We start from the raw sequence: 20808 nt of genomic DNA, 5'->3' as shown, positions 1-20808 counted from the left end.
AGTTCCGGTTAAGGCAGACAAGCGGTTGAGGGCTGAAGCCTGGCAAAAGTTCAGAAACTGTGGAGACACGGTTGCGCTCAATCGGCATGGCAGCAGCCTGACATCGTCGCACCGTCATACCGATCATGATGTCGCACCCATTCCATGATCTCGTCTTCATTCCTGCCCTTGGGCGTCAGATCAAGGTAGTGGTAAGCGCCGACCAGCATGTCCAGACCGCGTGCGTACGTTGAATAGGTGTGAAAAATCTCGCCTTCGTCGTTGCGATAAAACACGCTCAGCCCCGGCATTTCTTCCTCGGCGCTGTCGGTTTTTTCGTAATTGTAGGTAGCCTTGCCCTCGGCGACGTCTTCAGCCCGGGCGCAGACGCCGAAGTCGTAATTGAAATCGCAACCTTCTGACGAGACCCAGTCGAATTTCCAGCCCATGCGTTGTTTGAACGCCTGAAACTCGTTGAACGGCGCGTGGGAAACGGCGACAACTGCGACGTCGTGGTGGGCCAGGTGCTGGTTGGCGCCGTCAATGTGGTCACTGAGGAACGAGCAGCCCTGGCAGCCTTCTTCCCAGCCTTCAGCAAACATGAAGTGGTAGATGATCAACTGGCTGTTGTTGCCAAACAAATCGTTGAGCTTCAGTTCGCCGTTCGGACCTTGGAAGTGATAGTCCTTGTCGACTTTTACCCACGGCAGGGCGCGGCGCTCGGCGCTGAGGCGATCGCGTTCCCGGGTGAAGGCTTTTTCGCGGGCCAGATGCTGTTGACGGGCGGCGAGCCATTCTTCGCGTGATACCACCGGATGGTTTGCAACGTTCATGACCATGTCTCCTGCGGGTTGAACCGGCTGTTTCAGACTAGTCGTTTAACCAGCGAGAGAATCGACAGACCGCCGGTCGGTCGCCGCGAAGATATGCGGCTGAACGGCTGCGCAGCGCTTGGGTCACAACCTTTGAAAGCGGCACAAATCACCCGCACCGGAGGTTGAACCAGGATGACAACTTATAACTGGGATTTGATTGAACGTTTGCTGCATGAAGTGCAGAACAGCGCTGGACAGAGCTTCGCTCCCCGCGCTTATGCCGAAGCCTACGCGGCCGAGAAAGCCAGCGCCGGCGAGCCGATCGAGAATCTCGACCATTTGAAAACGCTGGCCTGTGAGTATGAAAGTCTGCTGCTTGACCGTGGTTATATCGAGCCGCGTCCGGATCATGAAGGCAGTACCGGCAACAATTTCATTCTGACGCAGCGCGGTTCCAGCCTGCTGAGCCTGATCGACAGCAGCATCCCCGGCAACGACCACCCGCGTCAGGTGCTGGATGAGCAGGAGGATGCGCTGGATGAGGTGACATTTGATGAAGTCGCTTCAAAGGCTCAAATCGCCTGAGCCAGCGAAATCTCCCTGTGGGAGCGAGCCTGCTCGCGAATACGGTTTGTCAGTGACATTGAACTGTCTGATACACCGCTTTCGCGAGCAGGCTCGCTCCCACATTGGATTTCAGTAATCTCAAGGTTTCTGAGCGGCCTTCAGGCATTTCAGGTCATTGAAGTCCTTGCGCACTCTCTCGATTTTCTTCAACAAGCGCTCACGCTGTTGCGGTGTGCTCTGCGCCATCAGATCGACAAACAGCGAGCGTGCCTGGGCTTCAGTGTTGGCGTAGGCCTTGCGGTAATCTGCTGTCCATAAGCGCTCGCGGTTGACCAGAAGCGTCTCGATGCGTTGTGGGAATTCGGGGCTTTGGCGTTGCGCAACGGCGGCACTGAACTGTTGCTGCCAGTGCGCGCGGTTGGCGATCCATTGGGTGTTCTGGTCGCCCAAGGCATTGGTCCAGGCCACGACGCGTTGTTTCTGTGAATCACTGAGCGGTCCTAGCCAATCGTTCAGGCGTTTTTCCATGCGCTCGCCGCGTTCCTTGATCTGTTGGGCCAACGGCGGTTTCACGTATTCCTGCTGACGTTTGCGCAAATCCTTGGCAAACGCGTCGTTCATTTCTGCCACCTGTCTATCGTCCAGACCTTGTAGCAACTCGATGGCCGAAGGGGTGATTTCCCGGGCGGTTTCGGCAATGGCCTGCTTGGCTTCGGCGGTGCGCTCCTGCAGGGCGGCGTCGCTGACCTGATTGCTCTCGACCATGGCCTGCAATCGGTCCAGCCAGTCGAGGTAACCCGGTAACTGCGTGGTGCAGTGCCAGCTCAGGTGTTCTTTGAGCCGGTCGTTGAACCAGTCTTTCTGCTCGCCGTTCATGTCCACGTAGTCACTCAGCGACCATGGAATAATCACGTCGAGGTTGCGGTAGGCCAGGCCCACGCGGCTGCAAGCGCCGAGGGCGAGGGTGAAGATCAGCAGGGCGGCAATCTGTTTGAACCAGCGAGACATGGGCAAATCCTTGCGAGAGCCTGGCGTCGGAAATCTGATTCTTATGTGATGCAGGATGCGCGCGGCAGTTCAGCCGATCAATAGAACGTGCGTACAGCCTTGAGGGTGAGGAGGCCGTCGCACTCGCTGTTGTGCCCGGAATAGGCCGAGCAATCGCTGCCGCTGAGGCTGGAATTGCTGTAGATCAGATCGAGATCGACACCCATGAATGGTCGCGACAGCTTCACCGACCAATCGGTGAAACTGCTGACATAACCACCGTCCACCGCCACCGGTGTGTTCAGTTGATGGGTGGTGTATTTCATGCTCACGCCGATGCCGAACGGCTGATTGCCAGTGAGGTCGGCAAACAAGGTGTTGTTCTGTTTATCCGGGTCGTTGCTCAATGCGATGCCGAAGCGACTGCCGAGCAGAGTCAGACCGCCGAACAGCTCCTGGCTGTCGAGGGTGTCCACGCGGGGATAGCTGTAATGGATCATCCCGACTTCATAGCCGAGCACCTGATCGAAAGGCTGCTTGAAGCCGACGTAGGAATCGATCTCGAGGTTTTTGCCGGGGGTGATGCCCATGCTCGGCGCGTACTGACCGAAATACACGCCGCTGTCGTGGCTCAGGTCGAGGCCGCCGTGAAACGAGCCGACCGCCGCCGGTTTCACCAGACCCTGGGCCATGCTGCGGCTGGGCGTGGTGCCGAGCTTGAGATCGAAGTCGCCCAGTTCACCCTGAAAAACCTGCGCGTGCGCGGTCGCGCCTGACAGCAGGCTGACGAACAATAAACAGGAAAATGGGCGCATGCGTCACTCCATGAACCGCGAGCGCAGGGCGAAGGCCTGCTGAAACGCTTGATCTAGACGCGTGCAAGGATACCGGCGAATAACCGGCATTGATGGCCGTTCGTCGATTTTTGAGGATTATTGTTTAAAGCGAAGGGGTATTGCGCGGTGCCAGTCCAGGCGCTTCGAAGCTCAAAGCGCCTCTGGACGGGGTAAAACCGGTGTTACTTCTTGCCCAGGCTGATCTGCTTGGACGGGCCGAATGTCTGGCCACTGACGCCTTTGGCAATTTGCTGGATCTCGCCGCCGGACTTGAGGAATGCTGCGATCTGATCGTTGATCGATTCGCTGGTTTCAACGGCTGGAGCTGGCTTTGCTTTGCTGGTGGATGCTTTTACACGCATGGCGGCCATTAACCTTTAGAAAAGTAACTCGGCCAGGCATCGTACAGGAATAACTTGACAATAGCTTGGTAAATATCCCCCGGAATAACCAACCGCAGCGCTGTATTATTGCCTGATCGACACTGTTAATTTTTAGCTAACTCCCTGTTTTAAATAAGAACATCGAATCGGCGTGAGGCAATTGTGCGCAGCCGTAAGCCGCCCGGCCGGACTGACGAGCGGCACCTCACCGGGCAGTGATCAAGCAAAATCAACAGGTTGAGGCAGATTTTCCGGTGCGAGGATCTGTCGCCCGACGTTGGCGGCAAAAACGGGTAGAATGCCGCCCACGTATTGAGGGTTTCGGAAATGGCTTTAGTCGGGCGTTACAACAGTTTGCAAGTGGTTAAACACACTAACTTCGGTTTATATCTGGACGGCGGTGCCGATGGCGAAATTCTTTTGCCCAACCGTTATATCCCCAAAGATATTCCCAGCGAAGATGAAGACTGGCTCAACGTATTCATCTATCTGGACAGCGAAGACAAACTTCTCGCCACCACGGAAAAACCGAAAGTTCAGGTCGGCGAATTTGCCAGTCTGAAAGTGGTTGAAGTCAACAGCATCGGCGTGTTCCTCGACTGGGGGCTGCCGAAAGATCTGTTGCTGCCGTACTCGGAAGAAAAGCGCCAGATGACCGCTGGCGAGTACTGCGTGGTGCACGTCTACCTCGACAAACACACGCGCCGCATCACCGCCACCGCGCGCCTCGATCGTTACCTGGACAAGACCCCGGCCACCTACAGCCTGGGCCAGGAAGTTGATCTGCTGGTTGCCGAAGCCACCGACATGGGCTTCAAGGCGATCATCAACAACAAGCACTGGGGCCTGATCCACAAGAACGAGATCTTCAAGTTCATGCGTTCGGGCATGCGCGAGAAAGGCTTCATCAAGGAGGTGCGCGCCGACGGCAAGATCAGCCTGAGCCTGCAACCGGTTGGCCAGGAAGCGGCGAGCAGCCTGAGTTCGAAGATCCTCGGCAAGCTGCGCGAAAACGACGGCACCCTGGCGGTCAGTGACAAGAGTGATCCGGCACTGATCAGCAGCCTGTTCGGCGTCAGCAAGGGTAACTTCAAGAAAGCCATCGGCTCGCTGTACAAGGAAGGCAAGATCGTCATTCACGCCGATCGCATTGAACTAACCTGACTCACCGCAGGCCCATGGTAGGAGCTGCCGAAGGCTGCGATCTTTTGATCTTGATCTTGAAAATCGGCGGCTCCCACATCTAAAGGGGTGAGCCAATGAAAAAGGCGCTGATCGCATACGTCTCGACGCTACTGACGTTTCTGCTGCTCGATGGCATCTGGCTCGGGCTGCTGATGGCGCCGACCTATCGCGAACTGCTCGGTTCGCTGATGCTGGATAAACCGCTGCTGTTGCCCGCAGCGGTTTTTTATTGCCTGTACGTCATTGGCTGCGTGGTATTCGTGGTCTTGCCGGCGCTGAGCTGGCAGCGAGCGGCGAAGCTGGGTGCGCTGTTGGGGCTGGTGGCGTACGGCACTTATGACCTGACCAATTGGGCGACATTGCGCGACTGGTCGGTGCAGGTGAGTTTGATGGACTGGGCGTGGGGGACAGTGGCGACGGCGGTTGCCTGCACGGTGGGTTATCTGGTGGCGAAGCGGTTTGCCTGAGTTGATCCGGCAGTTGTGTTGGCAATGCTGCCTCTTCGCGAGCAGGCTCGCTCCCACATGTTCACCGAACCCTCTGTGGGAGCGGGCTTGCCCGCGAATGACGGCGCAGCCGTCAACCATTCAGCGCTGACGCCACTGACCAAATAAAGGTCTTTTCCAGACGGCTTTTTCCGCGCATCTGATTGATAATCCCCGACACTGTTTTCTGACCATTGGATGGCCTGCCATGTTGTGTGTGTTCGAGGTGTTGCGGTGAGTGCCGAGCGGCGCAATGCCGACGGTTTTGCCCTGCAAGTGATGATCGGCCTGTGCCTGATCTGGGGTGTGCAGCAAGTCCTGATCAAATGGGCGGCGACTGACATCGCGCCGGTGATGCAAGCGGCGGGGCGCTCGGGAATTTCTGCGTTGCTGGTCGGTTTGCTGATCTGCTGGAAGGGCGGTTGGGATCAGGTCGGCAGCACCTGGCGCGGCGGTTTGCTGGCCGGTGCGCTGTTTGGTCTGGAATTCCTGTTCATCGCCGAAGGCCTGCAATTGACCACCGCCGCGCACATGTCGGTGTTCTTGTATACCGCGCCGATCTTCACCGCACTCGGCGTGCATTTCCTGCTCGCCAGCGAGCGGTTGCGCCCGTTGCAATGGCTGGGGATTCTGCTGGCGTTCATCGGCATCGCGATTGCCTTCGCCGGCGGTGTGTCGTGGGACAACCTTGATCGGCGCATGCTGCTGGGCGATGCCTTCGGCGTATTGGCCGGCGCTTGTTGGGGCGCGACCACCGTAGTGGTGCGGGCCTCGCGACTGTCGGAAGCGCCGGTGACATTGACCCTGTTCTATCAGTTGCTGGTCGGTTTTATCGGTCTGCTGTTGATCGCGTTGTTCAGCGGCCAGATCACCCACGTCAGCCTGACCACCGTGGCGGTGGCCAGTGTGCTGTTCCAGGGCCTGGTGGTGTCGTTCTTCAGTTACCTGGTGTGGTTCTGGCTGCTGCACCGTTATCTGGCGGCCAACCTTGCGGTGTTTTCGTTCATGACGCCGTTGTTCGGCGTAACCTTCGGCGTGCTGCTGCTCGGCGAACAGTTGAGCCTGAACTTCGTCATCGGCGCCGTGCTGGTGCTGCTCGGCATCACTTTCGTCAGCGCCGAACAGTGGCTGCGTCGGCGTTTGCGCAAGGCGCTGGGCCAGTAGCCTTGGCCTGCATCGCCAGCGCGCCGGCCAGCAACAGGCCGGCACCGGCGATCAGCAGCGCCGGCTGCAAACCGCCGCTGAAATGGCTGCTCAGCGCCGCCAGCAGCGGGCCGCTCAGCTGGCCGACGGCGAAGCACGCCGTGAGCATCCCGGCGTTGCGCTGAGTGGCGTGGGGCGCCAGCTCTCGCGAGCGCTGCATGACCAATTGCATGCAGGCCAGAAACGGCGTGCCGCAGAGGATCACCCCCAACGCCAGGCCGAGGCCGCTGCCCAGCAGACAGGCGAACACTCCGGCCGCTTGCAGCCACAACGTCGCCATCAGCCAGTGCCGCGTGGTTTCGGGATCATGTCGGCGCAGACTCACCAACCACACACCGATTGCCGCGCCGAGGCCAAAGCACGGCCAGAACAGATCCGCCTGCCACTGGCCATGAAACTGTGCGTTGGCCATCTGCGACAGGAACGTTGCCGGAATGATGTAGCCGATGCCGTACAGCGCATACACCAGCGCCAGCCGGACAATGCCTCGATTCGCTGTTTTCACATGCATTGTCGCTGGCCTCGCTACGGCCGTGGGCTGCGGTAACAACCGCCAGACGCCGAGCATCATCAGCAGCGCAGCCGCCGCGTAAATCAGCCACAGGGTTGCCGATGTCTGCTGCAAGCGGTGTGAGACCAGCGCCAGCAAGCCTGTGAGAAAAATCCCCAGACCCGGTCCGGCAAAGACCAGGGCACCCCAGCGCGGGCGCCCCGCTGCCGCCGCCAGCGGCTGACTGAGCGAAGTAATCATCACCAGCACCCAGGCACTCGCCACCCCGGTGCCAAAGCGCAACAGCAGGTGCGACCAGAAACCGTTGGCCCAGAACGACGCCAGTGTCAGCAGCACGCACAGCCACAGCCCGCCATGCAGCCGTCGCTGCACCTGCTGCGGCCGCTGCGCGAACATCGCATCCACAGCACCAAGCAGATAGCCGAGGTAGTTGGCCGCCGCGATCAGCCCGGCGGCGGTGAGGTCGATCTGCCCTTCGCTGAGCAGGTGCGGCATCTGTGGCGTCAGGGCGAAACGGCCGATGCCCATGGCCATCATCAGGGCAACGAAACAGGCGGATAAACGTATCAGCGGCGACATGGTCGGGCTTCCTTCAACGGAGCGATGACCGTCAGGCTAGGACCGATTGACTTTCTTTAAAATTGAATAATAGTGAGTAACTTGTTCTGTTCAGGAGAAGATTGTGGAATTCAGCCAGCTGCGGATATTTCAGGCGGTCGCCGAGGAAGGCTCGATCACCCGCGCCGCCGAGCGCTTGCATCGGGTGCCGTCGAATCTGTCGACGCGCCTGAAACAGCTCGAGGAGCAGCTGGGTGTCGAATTGTTCGTGCGCGAACGGCAGCGTTTGCAGTTGTCGCCGGCGGGCAAGGTGCTGCTCGACTACACCGGCAAACTGTTTGCCCTGCGCGATCAGGCCAGTGCGGCGGTGATGGGCGGGCAACCGGCCGGGGATTTCGTGCTGGGCACCATGTACAGCACGGCGGCGATCCATCTGCCGGCGTTGCTGGCGCGCTATCACAAGCAATACCCGACGGTGAATTTGCAGGTGCAATCGGCGCCGACCGGCGAACTGCTTGAAGGTTTGCTCACCGGCCGCCTCGACGCGGCATTGGTCGACGGACCGCTGCAACTGGCCGGGCTTGATGGCGTGCCGTTGTGCGAGGAACGCCTGGTGCTGATCACCGAAATCGACCATCCACCGGTGCACAACGCGCGGGATGTCGAGGGGCGCTCGGTATTCACCTTCCGTCAGGGCTGTTCATATCGCATGCGTCTGGAAGCGTGGTTCGCCCACTACCATGCGGCGATGGGCCGGCCGATGGAGATCGAGTCGTATCAGGGCATGCTCGCCTGTGTGATTGCCGGCAGCGGTGTGGCGTTGATGGCCGAGTCGATGTTGGCCAGCCTGCCGGGTCGCGAAAGCGTCGCGGTGCATCCGTTGGCCGAGCCGTTCGCGGGTGCGACAACGTGGCTCATGTGGCGCAAGGGTATGGCCGGGGCCAACCTGAATGCCTGGATCGACGTGCAGCAAGCGGTCTATCCCGTGGCTTTGCATGAAGTGCGGGAAACCGCGTGAACCAATCGCAACAGATTCTGTTCAATTCAGTAACAGATCATTGCGGATTTGGCCGAGCATTGCGTAGGACTTCGGACTATTATCAGTGCGAAGCGGCCTCAGAATTCCGGCCGCTCAGCACCACCCTGAAGGGGGCATGACGATGAAAGAGAAAATCCAGAACTGGCTGCACGATTTGGGAGTTGCCCTCGGTTTGATCGAACCGCCTCTGCAACCGGTACCGATTCGCACGGACGACGAACAGCGTCGGCGCCAGCCACGTCGCCGTTAATACCTCCGATCAGAGATTTCAGGATCGCAGCCGTCGGCAGTTTCTACAAATGGTAGGAGCTGCCGAAGGCTGCGATCTTTTGCTTTTCGCCAAGCGAAAAAAACGGGTGTGGCTACCGACGCCACACCCGCTGAAGAAAACATCAAGTCGTTACAGCCGATTCACACCGCCGTTGCCACGGTCGCCGGGCGCGGCGAGAACAGGCTGACCAGTACGAAGCTCACCAGGCTGACACCCAGGCTGTAATAGATCGGCGTGTTCGCGTCCATGCCGTCCTTGACCATGAACACCAGCGCAGTGACAAAGCCCAGCGTCATGGCGCTGATCGCCCCGGCAGTAGTCGCACGCTTCCAGAAAATCGCCCCCATCAGCGGAATCAGCATGCCGCCGACCAAAAGGTTGTAAGCCAGGGTCAACGCGCTGATCACGTCATTGACGACCAGAGCAATGCCCAACACCGCGATCCCCGTCAGCAACGTAAACAGACGGCTGACCGCGACGTTGGACTGTTTGCCGCCGCGCAGTTTCGGCAGCAGGTCTTCGGTAAGCGTGGTGGACGCGGCGAGCAGGCCGGCGCTGGCGGTGGACATCATCGCCGCCAGTGCGGCAGCGATCACCAGGCCACGGATGCCGTCAGGCAGCGAGACTTTGACGATGGCGGCAAAGGCGTTGTTGACGTTGTCCAGATCCGGAATCAGCACATGGGCAGCCATGCCGATCAAGGCGCAGACCAGGCCGTAAATGATGCAGTAGATCCCGGCCGAGGTGCCGGCGTACTTGGCGACTTTTTCGCTTTTGGCGGTGAACACCCGCTGCCAGATGTCCTGGCCGATCAGGATGCCGAAGAAGTAGATCATGAAGTAGGTGATGATCGTGTCCCAGCCGATGCTGGTGAAGTTGAAGCTGGCCGCCGGCAGTTGCGCGACCAGTTGGTCCCAGCCGCCTACGCGGTACAGGCAGATCGGCAACAACACGAACATCAGGCCCACCGTCTGGATGCCGAACTGGACGATGTCCGTCAGGGTCAGCGACCACATGCCGCCGATCGTTGAATAAATCACCACGATACCGCCGCCCAGCAGTACGGAAATCCAGAAGGGCAGACCGAACAACACTTGCAGCACGGTGCCGATCGCCAGAATCGAGGTCACGCCGATCATCAGCGCGTAAGCGAGCATGATCGTCGCACTGGCGGTGCGCGCCATCGGGTTGTAGCGCTTCTCCAGGACCTGGGTGACGGTGAATACCTTGAGTTTCAGCAAGGGTTTGGCGAGGAACAGGTTCAGCGCGACGATGCCGCAGCCCAGTGCCGCGCACAGCCAAAAACCGGAAATGCCATGCACGTAGCCCAGACGCACAGTGCCGACGGTGGACGCGCCGCCGAGTACGGTTGCTGCCATGGTGCCCATGTACAGCGATGGTCCCAGATTGCGCCCGGCAACCAGATAGTCTTCGTGAGTCTTGGCCTTGCGCATGCCGTAGTAGCCGAGAATCAGCATCGCAGCGGCATAAATGAGTACGACGAATAAATCCAAAGCCATGATGGCGTGTCTCCGATTGTCTTTTTTATGGTGAAGCAAATGGGGTCTGCAAGGCTTCCTGTGGGAGCGAGCCTGCTCGCGAAGGCGGTCTGTCAGTCACACCAATGTTGGATGTGCTGAAGTCTTCGCGAGCAGGCTCGCTCCCACAGGGTTTTGCGTTTATTCAGGCGGCCTGACGTAGTTCGGGTTTTATGGCGGCTTCACTGCGCACATCCGTTGGCCCAAACACCTCCCGAGGCTCAGGAAACAAGCGCAGCAGCGTCAGATACACCACCGACGCCAGGCCCAATGTCACCGGCAGGCTGATGTCGATGCCGCCGGCCAATTCGCCCAGCGGGCCGACGAACTGCCCCGGCAGGTTGACGAAGCACAGGCCGACCAGTGCGCTGGGGATCCACGCGCCGAGGCCGCGCCAGTTCCAGCCGTGGTTGAACCAGTAGCGTCCGCCCTGTTCACCGCGGGTGAACACTTGCAGGTCATCCGGGCAGTAGAAGCCGCGCCGTACCACCAGGCCGATGATCATGATCACCATCCATGGGGTGGTGCAGGTGATGATCAGCACGGCGAAGGTCGACACGCTCTGCACCAGGTTCGCCGCAAAACGGCCGATGAAGATAAAGGCGATCGACAGCACGCCGATCAGCAAGGTCGCCTTGACCCGGGAGAGCACGCGCGGGAACACGCTGGACATGTCCAGCCCGGTGCCATACAGCGATGTGGTGCCGGTGGACATGCCGCCGATCACCGCAATCAGGCACACCGGCAGGAAGAACCAGCTCGGCGACACGGCCAGCAAGCCGCCGACATAGTTGTTCGCGGCGATGTAGTCCGGCGCCTTGATCGCGACGATGGTGGCGGTGGCAAGGCCGAACAGGAATGGGATCAACGTCGCCAGTTGCGCGGCGATCACCGCCAGCATGATCCGGCCCTTCGGCGTCTCACGCGGGATATAGCGCGACCAGTCGCCGAGGAACGCACCGAAGGAAATCGGGTTGCTCATCGCCACCAGCGCCGCGCCGATGAATGCCGCCCAGAACCCGGCCTGCCCCAGCGCCACGCTGCCGGCGTACTGGCTGTCGAAAGCGGGGGCGAAGGCGAAGATGCCGAGCAGGAACAACAGGCTCGCGGCCCACACGGCGATGCGGTTGACCCACAGCATGATGCGGAAACCGTAGATGCACACGGTCAGCACCAGCAGCGCGAACAGACCGTAGGCCAGGCCCAGGGTCAGGTCGGTTTCCGGCAAATCGACGAGGCGTTTGGCGCCGCCGACCAGCGCATCACCCGAGCTCCACACTGACAGCGAGAAGAACGCGATCGCCGTCAGCAACGACAGGAACGAACCGACAATCCGCCCGTGCACGCCGAAGTGCGCACCGGAAGACACGGCGTTATTGGTACCGTTGAGCGGGCCGAACAGGCCCATCGGCGCGAGGATCAGCGCACCGACCACCACACCCAGGACAATCGCCCAGACACCGGCCTGAAACGACAGGCCGAAGAGCACCGGGAAACTGCCGAGCACAGCGGTGGCAAACGTATTGGCGCCGCCGAAGATCAAGCGAAACAGGTCGCTGGGTCGGGCGTCGCGCTCATGATCCGGGATCTGCTCGACCCCGTTTGTTTCGATGCTGCTAAGGCTTTTTTCGTTGTTGTTGTTATTCATGATCTGCTCCGATCATCAGGCGCGCTCATCGTGCGTGAGCGTCACCATTGGCTAAGGGGGTGGCAGCCCTTCCGGCATTGCGGACAAATGTTCGTGACAGGCCAGCCATAGGCCTTGTTGTTCTAGGCTCGACGCTTGTCTTCTGAAAACAATCGTCTCGCGCTCCTGGCTGAAGTGTTGCTCCCCTTGCATGCGCAGCTCGGTGGCCACGTCATGGATGAAAACCGCCACGTCACCCTGCAGGCTGACAAAGGCGTTGCTCGAGGTGCACGACAGCACCTCGAAACCCTCCTCGGCGCGCCAGCGGTCCCACAACGCCTGATAGGCATCGCGCGACAGCAATGGCTGGTCGAGGGTGTAGAAGACGAAGCTGGCATCGGCGCTGAACGCACCGAAGTAGGCTTCGCGATCATTACGGGCAAACGCGGCGACCAACTCGGCGGCCGCATGCAGAACCTGATCACGTGCGTGCATGACCGACCCTCAGCGATGAACCACGCCAGGCAGTACGCAGAGCATTTCGTACAGCAGGTTGGCGGCCAGCAGCGAGGTGTTGCCGGTGGTGTCGTAAGCGGGCGAGACTTCTACCAGATCGCAGCCGATCAGGTCGAGGCCCTGACAGCCACGGACGATTTCAATCGCCTGAATGGTGGTCAGGCCGCCGATTTCCGGGGTGCCGGTGCCGGGCGCCCAGGCCGGGTCGATGCCGTCGATGTCGAAACTCAGATACACCGGACCGCCACCGACCTTCTCGCGCACTTCGGCCATCAACGGCGCCAGCGACTTGTGCCAGCACTCTTCGGCTTGAACGACGCGGAAGCCCTGATCGCGGCTCCAGTTGAAGTCGTCGGCGGTGTAACCCTGGGCACGCAAACCGATCTGCACCACGCGATCGCAATCGAGCAGACCTTCTTCGACGGCACGACGGAACGTGGTGCCGTGGGCGATCTTCTCGCCGAACATGTGATCGTTGACGTCAGCGTGGGCATCGATGTGTACCAGGCCAACCTTGCCGTGCTTTTTATGAATCGCACGCAGGATCGGCAGGGTGATGGTGTGGTCGCCACCCAGGGTCATCGGGATGACGTTGTGCTCGAGGATGTTGTCGTAGGCTTCTTCGATGATGCGCACGGCGTCGAGCAGGTTGAAGGTGTTGATCGCCACGTCACCGATGTCGGCAACCGACAGCGAGTCGAACGGCGCGGCGCCGGTGGCCATGTTGTACGGGCGGATCATCACCGATTCGGTGCGGATGTCGCGCGGCCCGAAGCGCGTGCCGGGGCGCAGCGAAGTGCCGATGTCCAGCGGCACGCCAACGAAGGCAGCGTCGAGGCCGGCTGCGGTCGGTACATGGGGAAGTCGGAGCATGGTGGCGATGCCGCCGAAGCGCGGCATTTCATTGCCGCCCAGTGGTTGGTGAAGAATCTTGTCCACGGGTAAGGCCTCATCGTCTTTGTTTTATTTATGCCGGCGCGCCGTTGAGCACAGGTTCGGACGCCGCTGTGGGGCCGATCATGCGAAATGTAGTGACGGGGAAGAATCGCTACGGGCAAAAACTTAGTTCAGATTTTTCTAAACTAATGGGAGAGGTGGGATTAGACTTTGGTGGGTTCGAATGAAGTGTAGGGCTGAAGATTGTTGCCCTCACCCCATCCCTCTCCCAGAGGGAGAGGGGGCCGACCGAGTTGTTGGCGGAATCTGCATCGACCTGAAAAATCGAGTCGAACTCAGGATTTGAAAGCCATGGAGATCGGCTCCCTCTCCCTCGGGGAGAGGGCTGGGGTGAGGGGCTTTTCCCACATACACACAGTTGCAAAGCCCGGAGTAGACATGGCCAACGCTTTACCCGACCTGAAACTCCTGCGCATCTTCGTCAGCGTCGTGCGCCATCAGGGTTTTGCCAACGCGCAGCAGGAACTCAACCTGTCGACCTCGGCGATCAGCACTTACATGAGCCAGCTCGAAACCGCGCTCGGTCTGGTGCTGTGCCATCGCGGGCGCGGTGGCTTCAGCCTGACCAGCAAGGGCGAGCTGTTCCATCAGGAAACCCTGCGCCTGCTCGCCGAGCTTGAAGGCTTCGAGCAATACGCCGCCGCGCTGAAGGGCGAACTGCGCGGCACGCTCAACCTTGGCGTGATCGATTCCACGGTCAGCGACAAGGCCCTGCCGTTTGCCGAAGCCATCGGCGCCTACAGCCAGGAACACCCGGCGGTGCATCTGCACCTGTCGGTGATGAGCCCTTACGAATTGCAGCTCGGCGTGCAGGACAATCGCCTCGATCTGGCCATCGGTGCGTTTTCCACGCGCATGAGCGGTCTGGTCTACATGCCGCTGTACCGCGAGCAGCACTGGCTGTATTGCAGCAGTCGTCACCCGTTGTTCAACGAGCGGCGCATCCCCGAGCAGGTCATCACTCAGCAACGAATGGTCGGGCGCGGTTACTGGAGTCAGGCGGAACTGGCCCGCCACGGTTTCAAACACAGTGCCGCGACCGTGGAAAGTATGGAAGCGCAGCTGATTCTGGTGCTCTCCGGCGCCTACATCGGTTACCTGCCGGAACACTACGCGCAGGCCTGGGCCGACAAGGGCGATCTGCGCGTTCTGCTGCCGGCGACCTTCGGTTATCAGGCGCCGTTTTCGATGATCATGCGCAGGGGCCGCAGCCGCGAGCCGCTGATCCAGACCTTCCGCGATTTGCTCAAAGCGCAATTGAATCAGGCCTAACCCATCATGTCCCGACCCCAGTGCCCGCGCTGCCTGCGCCCCCAGACCCATTGCCTGTGCCCATTGATTCCGCACCTCGATAGCCGCACCCGGGTGTTGCTGCTGCAGCATCCGAGCGAGGTCAGTCACGCGCTCAATACCGCGCGGCTGGCGGCGCTGGGACTGAGCAATGCCGAGCTGATTGTCGGCGAGGTATTCGAAGATTTGCCGAAACTGTTGAACCAGCCGGGTTATCAGGCGCGTTTGCTGTTCCCGGCTGACGATGCGCAGTCGTTGCAGGTTTACGCGCCAAATGATCAGCCAATGTTGCTGGTCGTCCCGGACGGCACCTGGCGCAAAGCGCGCAAGATGCTGCACCTCAATCCGCTGCTGGCAGCACTGCCACGGGTGACCCTGACCGAGGGCGGCGTGTCGCGCTATCGCTTGCGCAAGGCACCGGGGCCGGGAGCGCTATCGACGATCGAGGCGATCGTCCAGGCGCTGGAAACCCTCGAAGCACCGACGACGTTTGCGCCGTTACTGAAACCGTTTGAAGCGCTGATCGAAGGGCAGATTGCGGCGATGGGGGAGGAGGTTTTTCAGCGTAACCATGGCGACAGATGATCATTGTCTGTGCGGGCCTCTTCGCGAGCAGGCTCGCTCCCACAGGGGAACGCATTCCAATTGTGGGAGCGAGCCTGCTCGCGAAAGCGCCAGATCAATCACCGCAATTCAAAGATCACTAGCGCTCGCGCATCGCCTCGGTCCGCGCTTTCAGCACCGGTTTGAGCAAGTAATCCAAAACGCTTTTCTCGCCGGTAATGATGTCCACCGTCGCCACCATCCCCGGGATGATCAGCAGCGGTTTCACGTCGCCGCCCAGGTGATTCTTGTCGGTGCGCACCTGAATCAGATAGAAGCTGTTGCCCTTGTCATCGGTGATCGTATCGGCGCCGATCAGCTCGAGTTTGGCGCTCAGCCCGCCGTAAATCGTGTAGTCGTAAGCGCTGAACTTGACCATGGCTTTCTGGCCCGGATGCAGGAACGCGACGTCTTGCGGGCGGACCTTGGCTTCGATCAGCAGGTTGTCTTCCAGCGGCACGATTTCGACCATGTCGCTGCCCGGCTGGACCACGCCGCCGATGGTGTTGACCTTCATCTGCTTGATCACGCCACGCACCGGCGACGTCACCGTAGTGCGGCTGACGCGATCGTCGATGGCGATGCTCGACGCGGTGATTTTCGACAGGTCGGTGCGTTTCTCATTCAGCTCTTTGGCGGCCTCGGAACGGAAGGTCTGCTCGGATTCGTCGATCTTGCTGCGGATCTCGGCGATCGCCGATTCGGCCCGGGGAATCGCCAGCGTGGTGGCGTTCAGCGAACCACGGATCTCCACCGCGCTGCGCCTGAGCCGGAGGATTTCCACTGGTGACACGGCGCCGGTTTTTACCAGCGGTTCGGACATGTTCATCTCTTGTTGCAGCAGCGCCAGGCTCGAGCTGAACTGGCCTTGCTTGGAACGAAACTCGGCCAGTTCCTGGGTTTTCTGCCGCAGTTGTTCACTGAGGGTGCGCTGTTCGCTGGCCAGCCGCCGTTGGCGTTGCTCGTACAGCGAGCGCTCGTCCTCGGCGACTTGCGGCGCCTTGGCGATGACTTCAGCGGAGAGTTTGAAGGGGCGTCCCTCGGCCTCCGCTGACAGCCGTTCAACCTGTGCGGTCAGCGCGTAACGGTCGGCCTCGCTTTCGCCCTTGTTCGAGCGAAAGCGCGTGTCATCCAGACGCAGCAGGGTGTCGCCCTTGCCGACCATCTGGCCCTCGCGAACGAATATCTCGGTGACGATGCCGCCCTCGAGATTCTGGATCACCTGGACCTTGCTCGACGGAATCGCTTTGCCTTCGCCCATGGTGACTTCTTCGAGCACGGCGAATTTGGCCCAGACCAGGGCGGCGATCAGCAGCGCTGCCGCCAGCCACACGGTGATCCGCGATTTGCGCGGCGAATCCTGCAACGCCGCGCCGGCGGTTTCCGGCATGAACTCGGCTTCGGCGCTTTTGCCGAAGCTGTCGAAGTAGCCGCGCTTGTTGCTATCGGAAGAAGCAGGCATGGCGTAACTCCTAGACCGCCGCCGAGCCGACACGGCCCTTGCGCAGCGCTTCGATGACCGCTTCTTTCGGGCCGTCAGCGACGACCCGGCCGTTGTCCAGCACCAGCAACCGGTCCACCAGGCTCAGCATTGAGGTGCGGTGGGTGACCAGCAGCAGGGTTTTGCCTTGCACCCAGCCATGCAGTTTCTGCCGCAGCGCATCTTCGCTGCTGTTGTCCATGGCGCTGGTGGGTTCGTCGAGCAGCATGATCGGCGGATCGAGCAGTAACGCACGCGCCAGCAACACCGCCTGGCGTTGGCCGCCAGATAGCAGTTGCCCGCGTTCGCCCACCGGTCGGTCGAAGCCTTGCGGGTGTTGCCGGGCCAGTTCGGTGACGCCAGTCAGTTCGGCGACTTCGAGCATGCGTGAATCGCTGATGTAGCGCGCGCCCAGGGTCAGGTTGTCGCGCAGGCTGCCAGCCAGCAGCGGCAGGTCGTGGGCGACATAACCTATCTGCTGGCGCAGGTCAGCCACGTCCAGTTGGCGCAGGTCGAGGCCGTCGAGCAGCAGTTGGCCTTGCTCCGCTTCATAAAAGCCCATGACCAGCCGCGCCAACGTGCTTTTGCCCGAACCGCTGCGGCCGATGATGCCGACCCGCTCGCCGGCTTTCAGGCTGAAGCTGACTTCGCTCAGCGCCGGCGCATTCTGGCCGTTGTACTGGAATGTCACGCCGCTGACGTCGAGGGCACCTTGCAGCTGCGTACGTTCCAGTGGTCGTTGTTTGCCGTCGCGCTCCTGCGGCAGGGCCATCAGCGCGTCGGTGCTTTTCATCGTCAGTTGCGCTTGCTGGTAGCGGGTGATCAGCCCGGCGATCTGGCCGAGCGGGGCGAGCACGCGGCTGCCGAGCATGTAAGTGGCAACCAGCGCGCCGACGCTGAGGTTGCCGGCAATGATGCTGTAGACCCCGGCAACAATCGTCGCCATCCCGGAAAACTGCTGGATGAACAGCGTGCCGTTGGTGGCCAGCGCCGACAGGTTGCGCGCATGACTGTCGAGGCGGGTGAGGGCGCCGTGGGTGCTTTCCCATTTGTGCTGACGCTCGCTTTCGGCGCCGCAGGCCTTGAGGGTTTCCAGGCCTCCGAGGGTTTCGATCAGCACCGCCTGACGCTCCGCGCCGAGGCTCAGGCTTTTTTGCACGGTGTCACGCAGGCGCACCTGAATCACCATGGCGAAAATGATCGTGATCGGAAACGCCAACAGTGGAATCACCACCAGCCAGCCGCCGAGCAGGCCGATCACCACCAGCATCAACACCACAAAGGGCAAGTCGATCAGGCTGGTCAGGGTCACGGCAGTGAGAAATTCACGCAGGCCCTGGAAATCGTGAATGCTCTGGGCAAAGCCGCCGATGGTCGCCGGCCGCGCTTTCATCGACATCCCGGTGATGCGCTCGAACAACGTCGCCGAGAGGATCACGTCGGTTTTCTTGCCGGCGGTGTCGAGCAGGTGCGCACGGACCACGCGCAGCACCAGTTCAAAACCGGTGCCGATCAGCAAACCGATCGACAGCACCCACAGCGTCGAGGTCGCCTGATTGGGCACCACGCGATCGTAGGTCTGCATGACGAACAGCGGCACCATCAGGCCGAGCAAATTGATCAGAAAACTGGCGAGAATCGCATCGCTGTACAGCCATTTCGACAGTTTAAGAGTGTCGCGAAACCACGCATTTACCCGTGGCACCAGCGGCGCGCGCAGGTCTTCGAGTTCGTGGCGCGGGCGGGCGAACAAGGCCTGGCCGCTGTAGTGTTCGCCAAGCTCTTCGCGACTCACCCATTGCTCGCCGCCGTCGGCTTCGCTGGGCAGCAGCAGGGCTTTGCCATCCTCGCCAAACCGCCGCAGCACAGCGGTGCGGCCGTCGTTGAGCAGCAGCAGGATCGGCAGGTTCAGCGGTGAAATGTCTTTCAGGTCACGGCGCAACAAGCGCGCCTGTAATCCGGCCCGCGCTGCTGCACGGGGCAGCAGATCGAGGCTCAGGCGTTGTTTGTTCAGGGGCAGCCCGGCGCTCAGGCTGGCACGACTGACCGTGGCGCCATGCAGTTTGCAGAGGATCAGCAGGCCGTCGAGTAACGGGTCGTCGAAGCTCAGGCGCGGATCGACCCCGGTGGCGCCGGGTTCCATGCTGGTCATAGTGATTGCCTCTGTTGAACGGGCTCGGTTATCGGATCGTTCCCACGCTCTGCGTGGGAATGCCTCTAGGGACGCTCTGCGTCCAGTGACGCGGAGCGTCACGGGCTGCATTCCCACGCAGAGCGTGGGAACGATCAGAGATCGCAGCCGTCGGCGCGTCCCGGAGGGGCTATTTCAACTCGGGCAGGCGCGCCTGGTTTTTCACTTCGGTCGTGGCAATCGCATCAGCCGGCAGCACCACGCGTTGCTTGCTCAGCAACTGGCCCATGTTCGCCAGCACGCGATACATCGAGTATTCCTCGGTGTAGCGGATTTCGGTGTAGCGACGGTTGGCGTTGTACAGCTCGTTTTCGCTGTCGAGCAGGTCGAGCAGGGTGCGTTGGCCGAGGCCGAACTGGTCCTGATAAGCGGCGCGCACGCGTTTGGTGGTTTCGGCGTATTCGCGGGCCGTCGGCGTCTGCTTCTTGGCGTTCTCCATGGCGTTCCAGGCCAGGCGAATGTTCTCGTTGAGCTGACGCAGGGCGTTGTTGCGGATGTCCATCGCCTGATTGATGTCGTGGGCATTCGCGGCCAGACGTGCCTTGTCGCTGCCGCCACGGAACAGGTTGTAGTTCATCACCACACCGACACGCCATTCGTTGTCGTGGCCTTCGTCGCCCTGCACGTTGTTGTTCGCGCCCACTGCCGCTTCCGCGTCGAAGCGCGGGTAGAACGGCGACTTGGCCACTTCGTACTGGCTCTCGGCGGACTGCACGTCAGCCTGGGCCGATTTCAGGTACGGGTTGTTGTCGACCATGCTTTGCTGCGCTTCACGCAGGTCCGGTGGCATCTCACCGCGAGTCGAGGCCGGGGTTTCCAGTTCATCGGGCATGCGTCCGACCACGCTGTAGAAATTCGATTCGGCGTCGGCCAGATCGACTTCGGCGGTGTCGAGGTTGTTCTGCGCCAGTGCACGACGGGCAACCGATTGATCCGAGTCTGCAGTGCTGCCGATGCCGCGCTCGGTGCGCAGGCCGATCTGGTCGTTGACGCGCAAGTGCGCCTGCAAATTGTTCTTCGCCAGCGTCACCAGTTCCCGACGCTTGAGCACTTCGAGGTAGACCTCGATGGTGCGCAGGGCCAGATCCTGCGCGGTGCCTTGCGCGTAGTAGGCGCGCGAGTTGGACACGCCCTTGGTGCGCTCGACCTCGTTGGCGGTGTTGAAACCGTCAAAGATCATCTGCCGCAAGCGCAGCTCCGACTGGGTGTAATTGAGGATTTCGGTGTTGTGGTTACCGAAAGCGCGGGTGTTGGTGTTGTCGCTGTAGCCGCGCCCGTAGGCGGCGTTCAGATCGACCGACGGATAAAACCCGCCCTTGGCCACTTTCACCTGTTCATCCGCTGACAGGCGGGCGTCCACGCGCGAAGCCAGTTCCGGGTGAGTGGCGATGGTGCTTTGAATCGCCTCGGTGAGGTTCATCGCCTGGGCTTGGGAAGTGCAAGCCATGGCCAGCAAAACCGCGCTGCAGAGGGGGGTTAAAACGCGCATGGGTGCATCTCCCTGGATCTCAATGTTGTGTTACCGTCGCCAAATATTTGACGTAAATTTTGGGTATAAGCGTTTCACTCTTGTAACAACAGAGCTAAGAACATCCTAGAGCGTAGCTAAGAAAAAATTTTCATAAGGTTTATTCCAAAAAAAACTTATGCGGTTTTTCAAAAGCAGCACATTGTTCAGCTCGAAAGCCTTTGTTTTATGCGCTTTAGGGAGCTCGAAAAGGCTTGAGGAAAGTTCCATTCACTTTGCGAGACACTGCGAAGTACTGCTGAAGGGGAGGGACGCGTAA

General features: G+C 60.5%; 20 protein-coding genes. 8 read left to right on the top strand and 12 right to left on the bottom strand.

The genetic code is table 11. The annotated features are described in order from the left end of the window. Positions 1-77: 77 nt before the first annotated feature. Positions 78-812, bottom strand: coding sequence for a DUF899 domain-containing protein (locus ACV8MC_RS26100; protein WP_406228509.1), 735 nt, complete (start codon positions 810-812; stop codon positions 78-80). A 174-nt stretch (positions 813-986) separates the two neighbouring features. Here ACV8MC_RS26100 and ACV8MC_RS26095 point away from each other — a divergent pair, with 174 nt between their 5' ends. Continuing rightward, on the top strand, positions 987-1379 hold the full coding sequence (locus ACV8MC_RS26095; protein ID WP_095180673.1) for a transcriptional regulator: 393 nt from the start codon (positions 987-989) through the stop codon (positions 1377-1379). 120 nt (positions 1380-1499) lie between these two features. Here the strand turns inward: ACV8MC_RS26095 and ACV8MC_RS26090 are convergent, their stop codons facing one another. The 3 genes from ACV8MC_RS26090 to ACV8MC_RS26080 form a co-directional block, all read right to left on the bottom strand. Beyond that, the gene (locus ACV8MC_RS26090) at positions 1500-2369 is read right to left on the bottom strand and encodes a DUF6279 family lipoprotein (RefSeq protein WP_252868975.1); all 870 of its coding nucleotides are present in this window, start codon (positions 2367-2369) and stop codon (positions 1500-1502) included. Positions 2370-2446: 77 nt separating this feature from the next. After that, on the bottom strand, positions 2447-3163 hold the full coding sequence (locus ACV8MC_RS26085; protein WP_457264040.1) for a TorF family putative porin: 717 nt from the start codon (positions 3161-3163) through the stop codon (positions 2447-2449). 203 nt (positions 3164-3366) lie between these two features. After that, the gene (locus tag ACV8MC_RS26080) at positions 3367-3555 is read right to left on the bottom strand and encodes a hypothetical protein (RefSeq protein ID WP_016985943.1); all 189 of its coding nucleotides are present in this window, start codon (positions 3553-3555) and stop codon (positions 3367-3369) included. 339 nt (positions 3556-3894) lie between these two features. On the opposite strand from ACV8MC_RS26080, the gene ACV8MC_RS26075 reads away from it, so the two are divergent. From ACV8MC_RS26075 to ACV8MC_RS26065, 3 genes are all read left to right on the top strand, one after another. Then, on the top strand, positions 3895-4731 hold the full coding sequence (locus ACV8MC_RS26075) for a CvfB family protein (protein WP_056783668.1): 837 nt from the start codon (positions 3895-3897) through the stop codon (positions 4729-4731). Positions 4732-4826: 95 nt separating this feature from the next. Beyond that, positions 4827-5219, top strand: a complete 393-nt coding sequence (locus tag ACV8MC_RS26070) for a DUF2177 family protein (RefSeq protein ID WP_150636587.1) — start codon at positions 4827-4829, stop codon at positions 5217-5219. Between the two features lie 252 nt (positions 5220-5471). After that, positions 5472-6401, top strand: coding sequence for a DMT family transporter (locus ACV8MC_RS26065; protein WP_457264037.1), 930 nt, complete (start codon positions 5472-5474; stop codon positions 6399-6401). Here the strand turns inward: ACV8MC_RS26065 and ACV8MC_RS26060 are convergent. Continuing rightward, positions 6349-7530 carry an MFS transporter gene (locus tag ACV8MC_RS26060; protein ID WP_457264035.1) on the bottom strand — a complete coding sequence of 394 codons (1182 nt, stop codon included), beginning with the start codon at positions 7528-7530 and terminating at the stop codon, positions 6349-6351. The two genes, ACV8MC_RS26065 and ACV8MC_RS26060, sit on opposite strands and share 53 nt — an antisense overlap. A 103-nt stretch (positions 7531-7633) precedes the next feature. Here ACV8MC_RS26060 and ptrR point away from each other — a divergent pair, with 103 nt between their 5' ends. Both ptrR and ACV8MC_RS26050 read left to right on the top strand, forming a co-directional pair. Next, positions 7634-8527 (top strand): putrescine utilization regulator PtrR, encoded by an 894-nt coding sequence (ptrR, locus tag ACV8MC_RS26055; RefSeq protein WP_457264033.1) that lies wholly within the window; start codon positions 7634-7636, stop codon positions 8525-8527. A 142-nt stretch (positions 8528-8669) separates the two neighbouring features. After that, positions 8670-8798 carry a PA1414 family protein gene (locus ACV8MC_RS26050; protein WP_003184145.1) on the top strand — a complete coding sequence of 43 codons (129 nt, stop codon included), beginning with the start codon at positions 8670-8672 and terminating at the stop codon, positions 8796-8798. 161 nt (positions 8799-8959) lie between these two features. Here ACV8MC_RS26050 and ACV8MC_RS26045 read toward each other — a convergent pair whose 3' ends face one another. The 4 genes from ACV8MC_RS26045 to speB all read right to left on the bottom strand — a co-directional run bounded on the left by ACV8MC_RS26045 (position 8960) and on the right by speB (position 13439). Continuing rightward, the gene (locus ACV8MC_RS26045; RefSeq protein ID WP_323621229.1) at positions 8960-10339 is read right to left on the bottom strand and encodes a sodium:solute symporter; all 1380 of its coding nucleotides are present in this window, start codon (positions 10337-10339) and stop codon (positions 8960-8962) included. A gap of 163 nt (positions 10340-10502) precedes the next feature. Further along, on the bottom strand, positions 10503-12005 hold the full coding sequence (locus tag ACV8MC_RS26040; RefSeq protein WP_073472863.1) for a purine-cytosine permease family protein: 1503 nt from the start codon (positions 12003-12005) through the stop codon (positions 10503-10505). A gap of 51 nt (positions 12006-12056) precedes the next feature. Next, positions 12057-12479: a YybH family protein gene (locus tag ACV8MC_RS26035; protein WP_039761033.1), complete on the bottom strand. Its 423-nt coding sequence runs from the start codon at positions 12477-12479 to the stop codon at positions 12057-12059. Positions 12480-12488: 9 nt separating this feature from the next. Beyond that, entirely contained in the window at positions 12489-13439 is a 951-nt protein-coding gene (gene speB / locus ACV8MC_RS26030; protein ID WP_003222717.1) for an agmatinase, read from the bottom strand. A 396-nt stretch (positions 13440-13835) separates the two neighbouring features. Between speB and ACV8MC_RS26025 the strand changes: the two genes are divergently transcribed. Beyond that, positions 13836-14729, top strand: coding sequence for a LysR family transcriptional regulator (locus ACV8MC_RS26025; RefSeq protein ID WP_095180681.1), 894 nt, complete (start codon positions 13836-13838; stop codon positions 14727-14729). A 6-nt stretch (positions 14730-14735) separates the two neighbouring features. Further along, a complete protein-coding gene (locus ACV8MC_RS26020; RefSeq protein ID WP_041478969.1) occupies positions 14736-15332 on the top strand; it encodes a tRNA-uridine aminocarboxypropyltransferase in 597 nt (198 codons plus the stop codon). A 118-nt stretch (positions 15333-15450) separates the two neighbouring features. Here ACV8MC_RS26020 and ACV8MC_RS26015 read toward each other — a convergent pair whose 3' ends face one another. The 3 genes from ACV8MC_RS26015 to ACV8MC_RS26005 form a co-directional block, all read right to left on the bottom strand. Next, a complete protein-coding gene (locus ACV8MC_RS26015; RefSeq protein WP_039761043.1) occupies positions 15451-16812 on the bottom strand; it encodes an HlyD family type I secretion periplasmic adaptor subunit in 1362 nt (453 codons plus the stop codon). 10 nt (positions 16813-16822) lie between these two features. After that, positions 16823-18982 (bottom strand): type I secretion system permease/ATPase, encoded by a 2160-nt coding sequence (locus tag ACV8MC_RS26010; RefSeq protein ID WP_457264029.1) that lies wholly within the window; start codon positions 18980-18982, stop codon positions 16823-16825. A gap of 169 nt (positions 18983-19151) precedes the next feature. Then, positions 19152-20510 (bottom strand): TolC family outer membrane protein, encoded by a 1359-nt coding sequence (locus ACV8MC_RS26005; protein ID WP_016771146.1) that lies wholly within the window; start codon positions 20508-20510, stop codon positions 19152-19154. Positions 20511-20808: the final 298 nt, after the last annotated feature.

The organism is Pseudomonas sp. PK-RTE-24 (assembly GCF_054052265.1).
This window is presented reverse-complemented; position numbering and strand designations above follow the sequence as displayed.

Bases quoted from the DNA above. Each gene is read 5' to 3' on its own strand.
- ACV8MC_RS26015 (WP_039761043.1), bottom strand. From the start codon at position 16,812: ATGCCTGCTTCTTCCGATAGCAACAAGCGCGGCTACTTCGACAGCTTC.
- ACV8MC_RS26075 (WP_056783668.1), top strand. From the start codon at position 3,895: ATGGCTTTAGTCGGGCGTTACAACAGTTTGCAAGTGGTTAAACACACT.
- ACV8MC_RS26010 (WP_457264029.1), bottom strand. From the start codon at position 18,982: ATGACCAGCATGGAACCCGGCGCCACCGGGGTCGATCCGCGCCTGAGC.
- ACV8MC_RS26095 (WP_095180673.1), top strand. From the start codon at position 987: ATGACAACTTATAACTGGGATTTGATTGAACGTTTGCTGCATGAAGTG.
- ACV8MC_RS26005 (WP_016771146.1), bottom strand. From the start codon at position 20,510: ATGCGCGTTTTAACCCCCCTCTGCAGCGCGGTTTTGCTGGCCATGGCT.
- ACV8MC_RS26070 (WP_150636587.1), top strand. From the start codon at position 4,827: ATGAAAAAGGCGCTGATCGCATACGTCTCGACGCTACTGACGTTTCTG.
- ACV8MC_RS26060 (WP_457264035.1), bottom strand. From the start codon at position 7,530: ATGTCGCCGCTGATACGTTTATCCGCCTGTTTCGTTGCCCTGATGATG.
- ACV8MC_RS26100 (WP_406228509.1), bottom strand. From the start codon at position 812: ATGAACGTTGCAAACCATCCGGTGGTATCACGCGAAGAATGGCTCGCC.
- ACV8MC_RS26045 (WP_323621229.1), bottom strand. From the start codon at position 10,339: ATGGCTTTGGATTTATTCGTCGTACTCATTTATGCCGCTGCGATGCTG.
- ACV8MC_RS26020 (WP_041478969.1), top strand. From the start codon at position 14,736: ATGTCCCGACCCCAGTGCCCGCGCTGCCTGCGCCCCCAGACCCATTGC.
- ACV8MC_RS26050 (WP_003184145.1), top strand. From the start codon at position 8,670: ATGAAAGAGAAAATCCAGAACTGGCTGCACGATTTGGGAGTTGCCCTC.
- ACV8MC_RS26035 (WP_039761033.1), bottom strand. From the start codon at position 12,479: ATGCACGCACGTGATCAGGTTCTGCATGCGGCCGCCGAGTTGGTCGCC.
- ACV8MC_RS26080 (WP_016985943.1), bottom strand. From the start codon at position 3,555: ATGGCCGCCATGCGTGTAAAAGCATCCACCAGCAAAGCAAAGCCAGCT.
- ACV8MC_RS26090 (WP_252868975.1), bottom strand. From the start codon at position 2,369: ATGTCTCGCTGGTTCAAACAGATTGCCGCCCTGCTGATCTTCACCCTC.
- ACV8MC_RS26040 (WP_073472863.1), bottom strand. From the start codon at position 12,005: ATGAATAACAACAACAACGAAAAAAGCCTTAGCAGCATCGAAACAAAC.
- ACV8MC_RS26025 (WP_095180681.1), top strand. From the start codon at position 13,836: ATGGCCAACGCTTTACCCGACCTGAAACTCCTGCGCATCTTCGTCAGC.
- ACV8MC_RS26085 (WP_457264040.1), bottom strand. From the start codon at position 3,163: ATGCGCCCATTTTCCTGTTTATTGTTCGTCAGCCTGCTGTCAGGCGCG.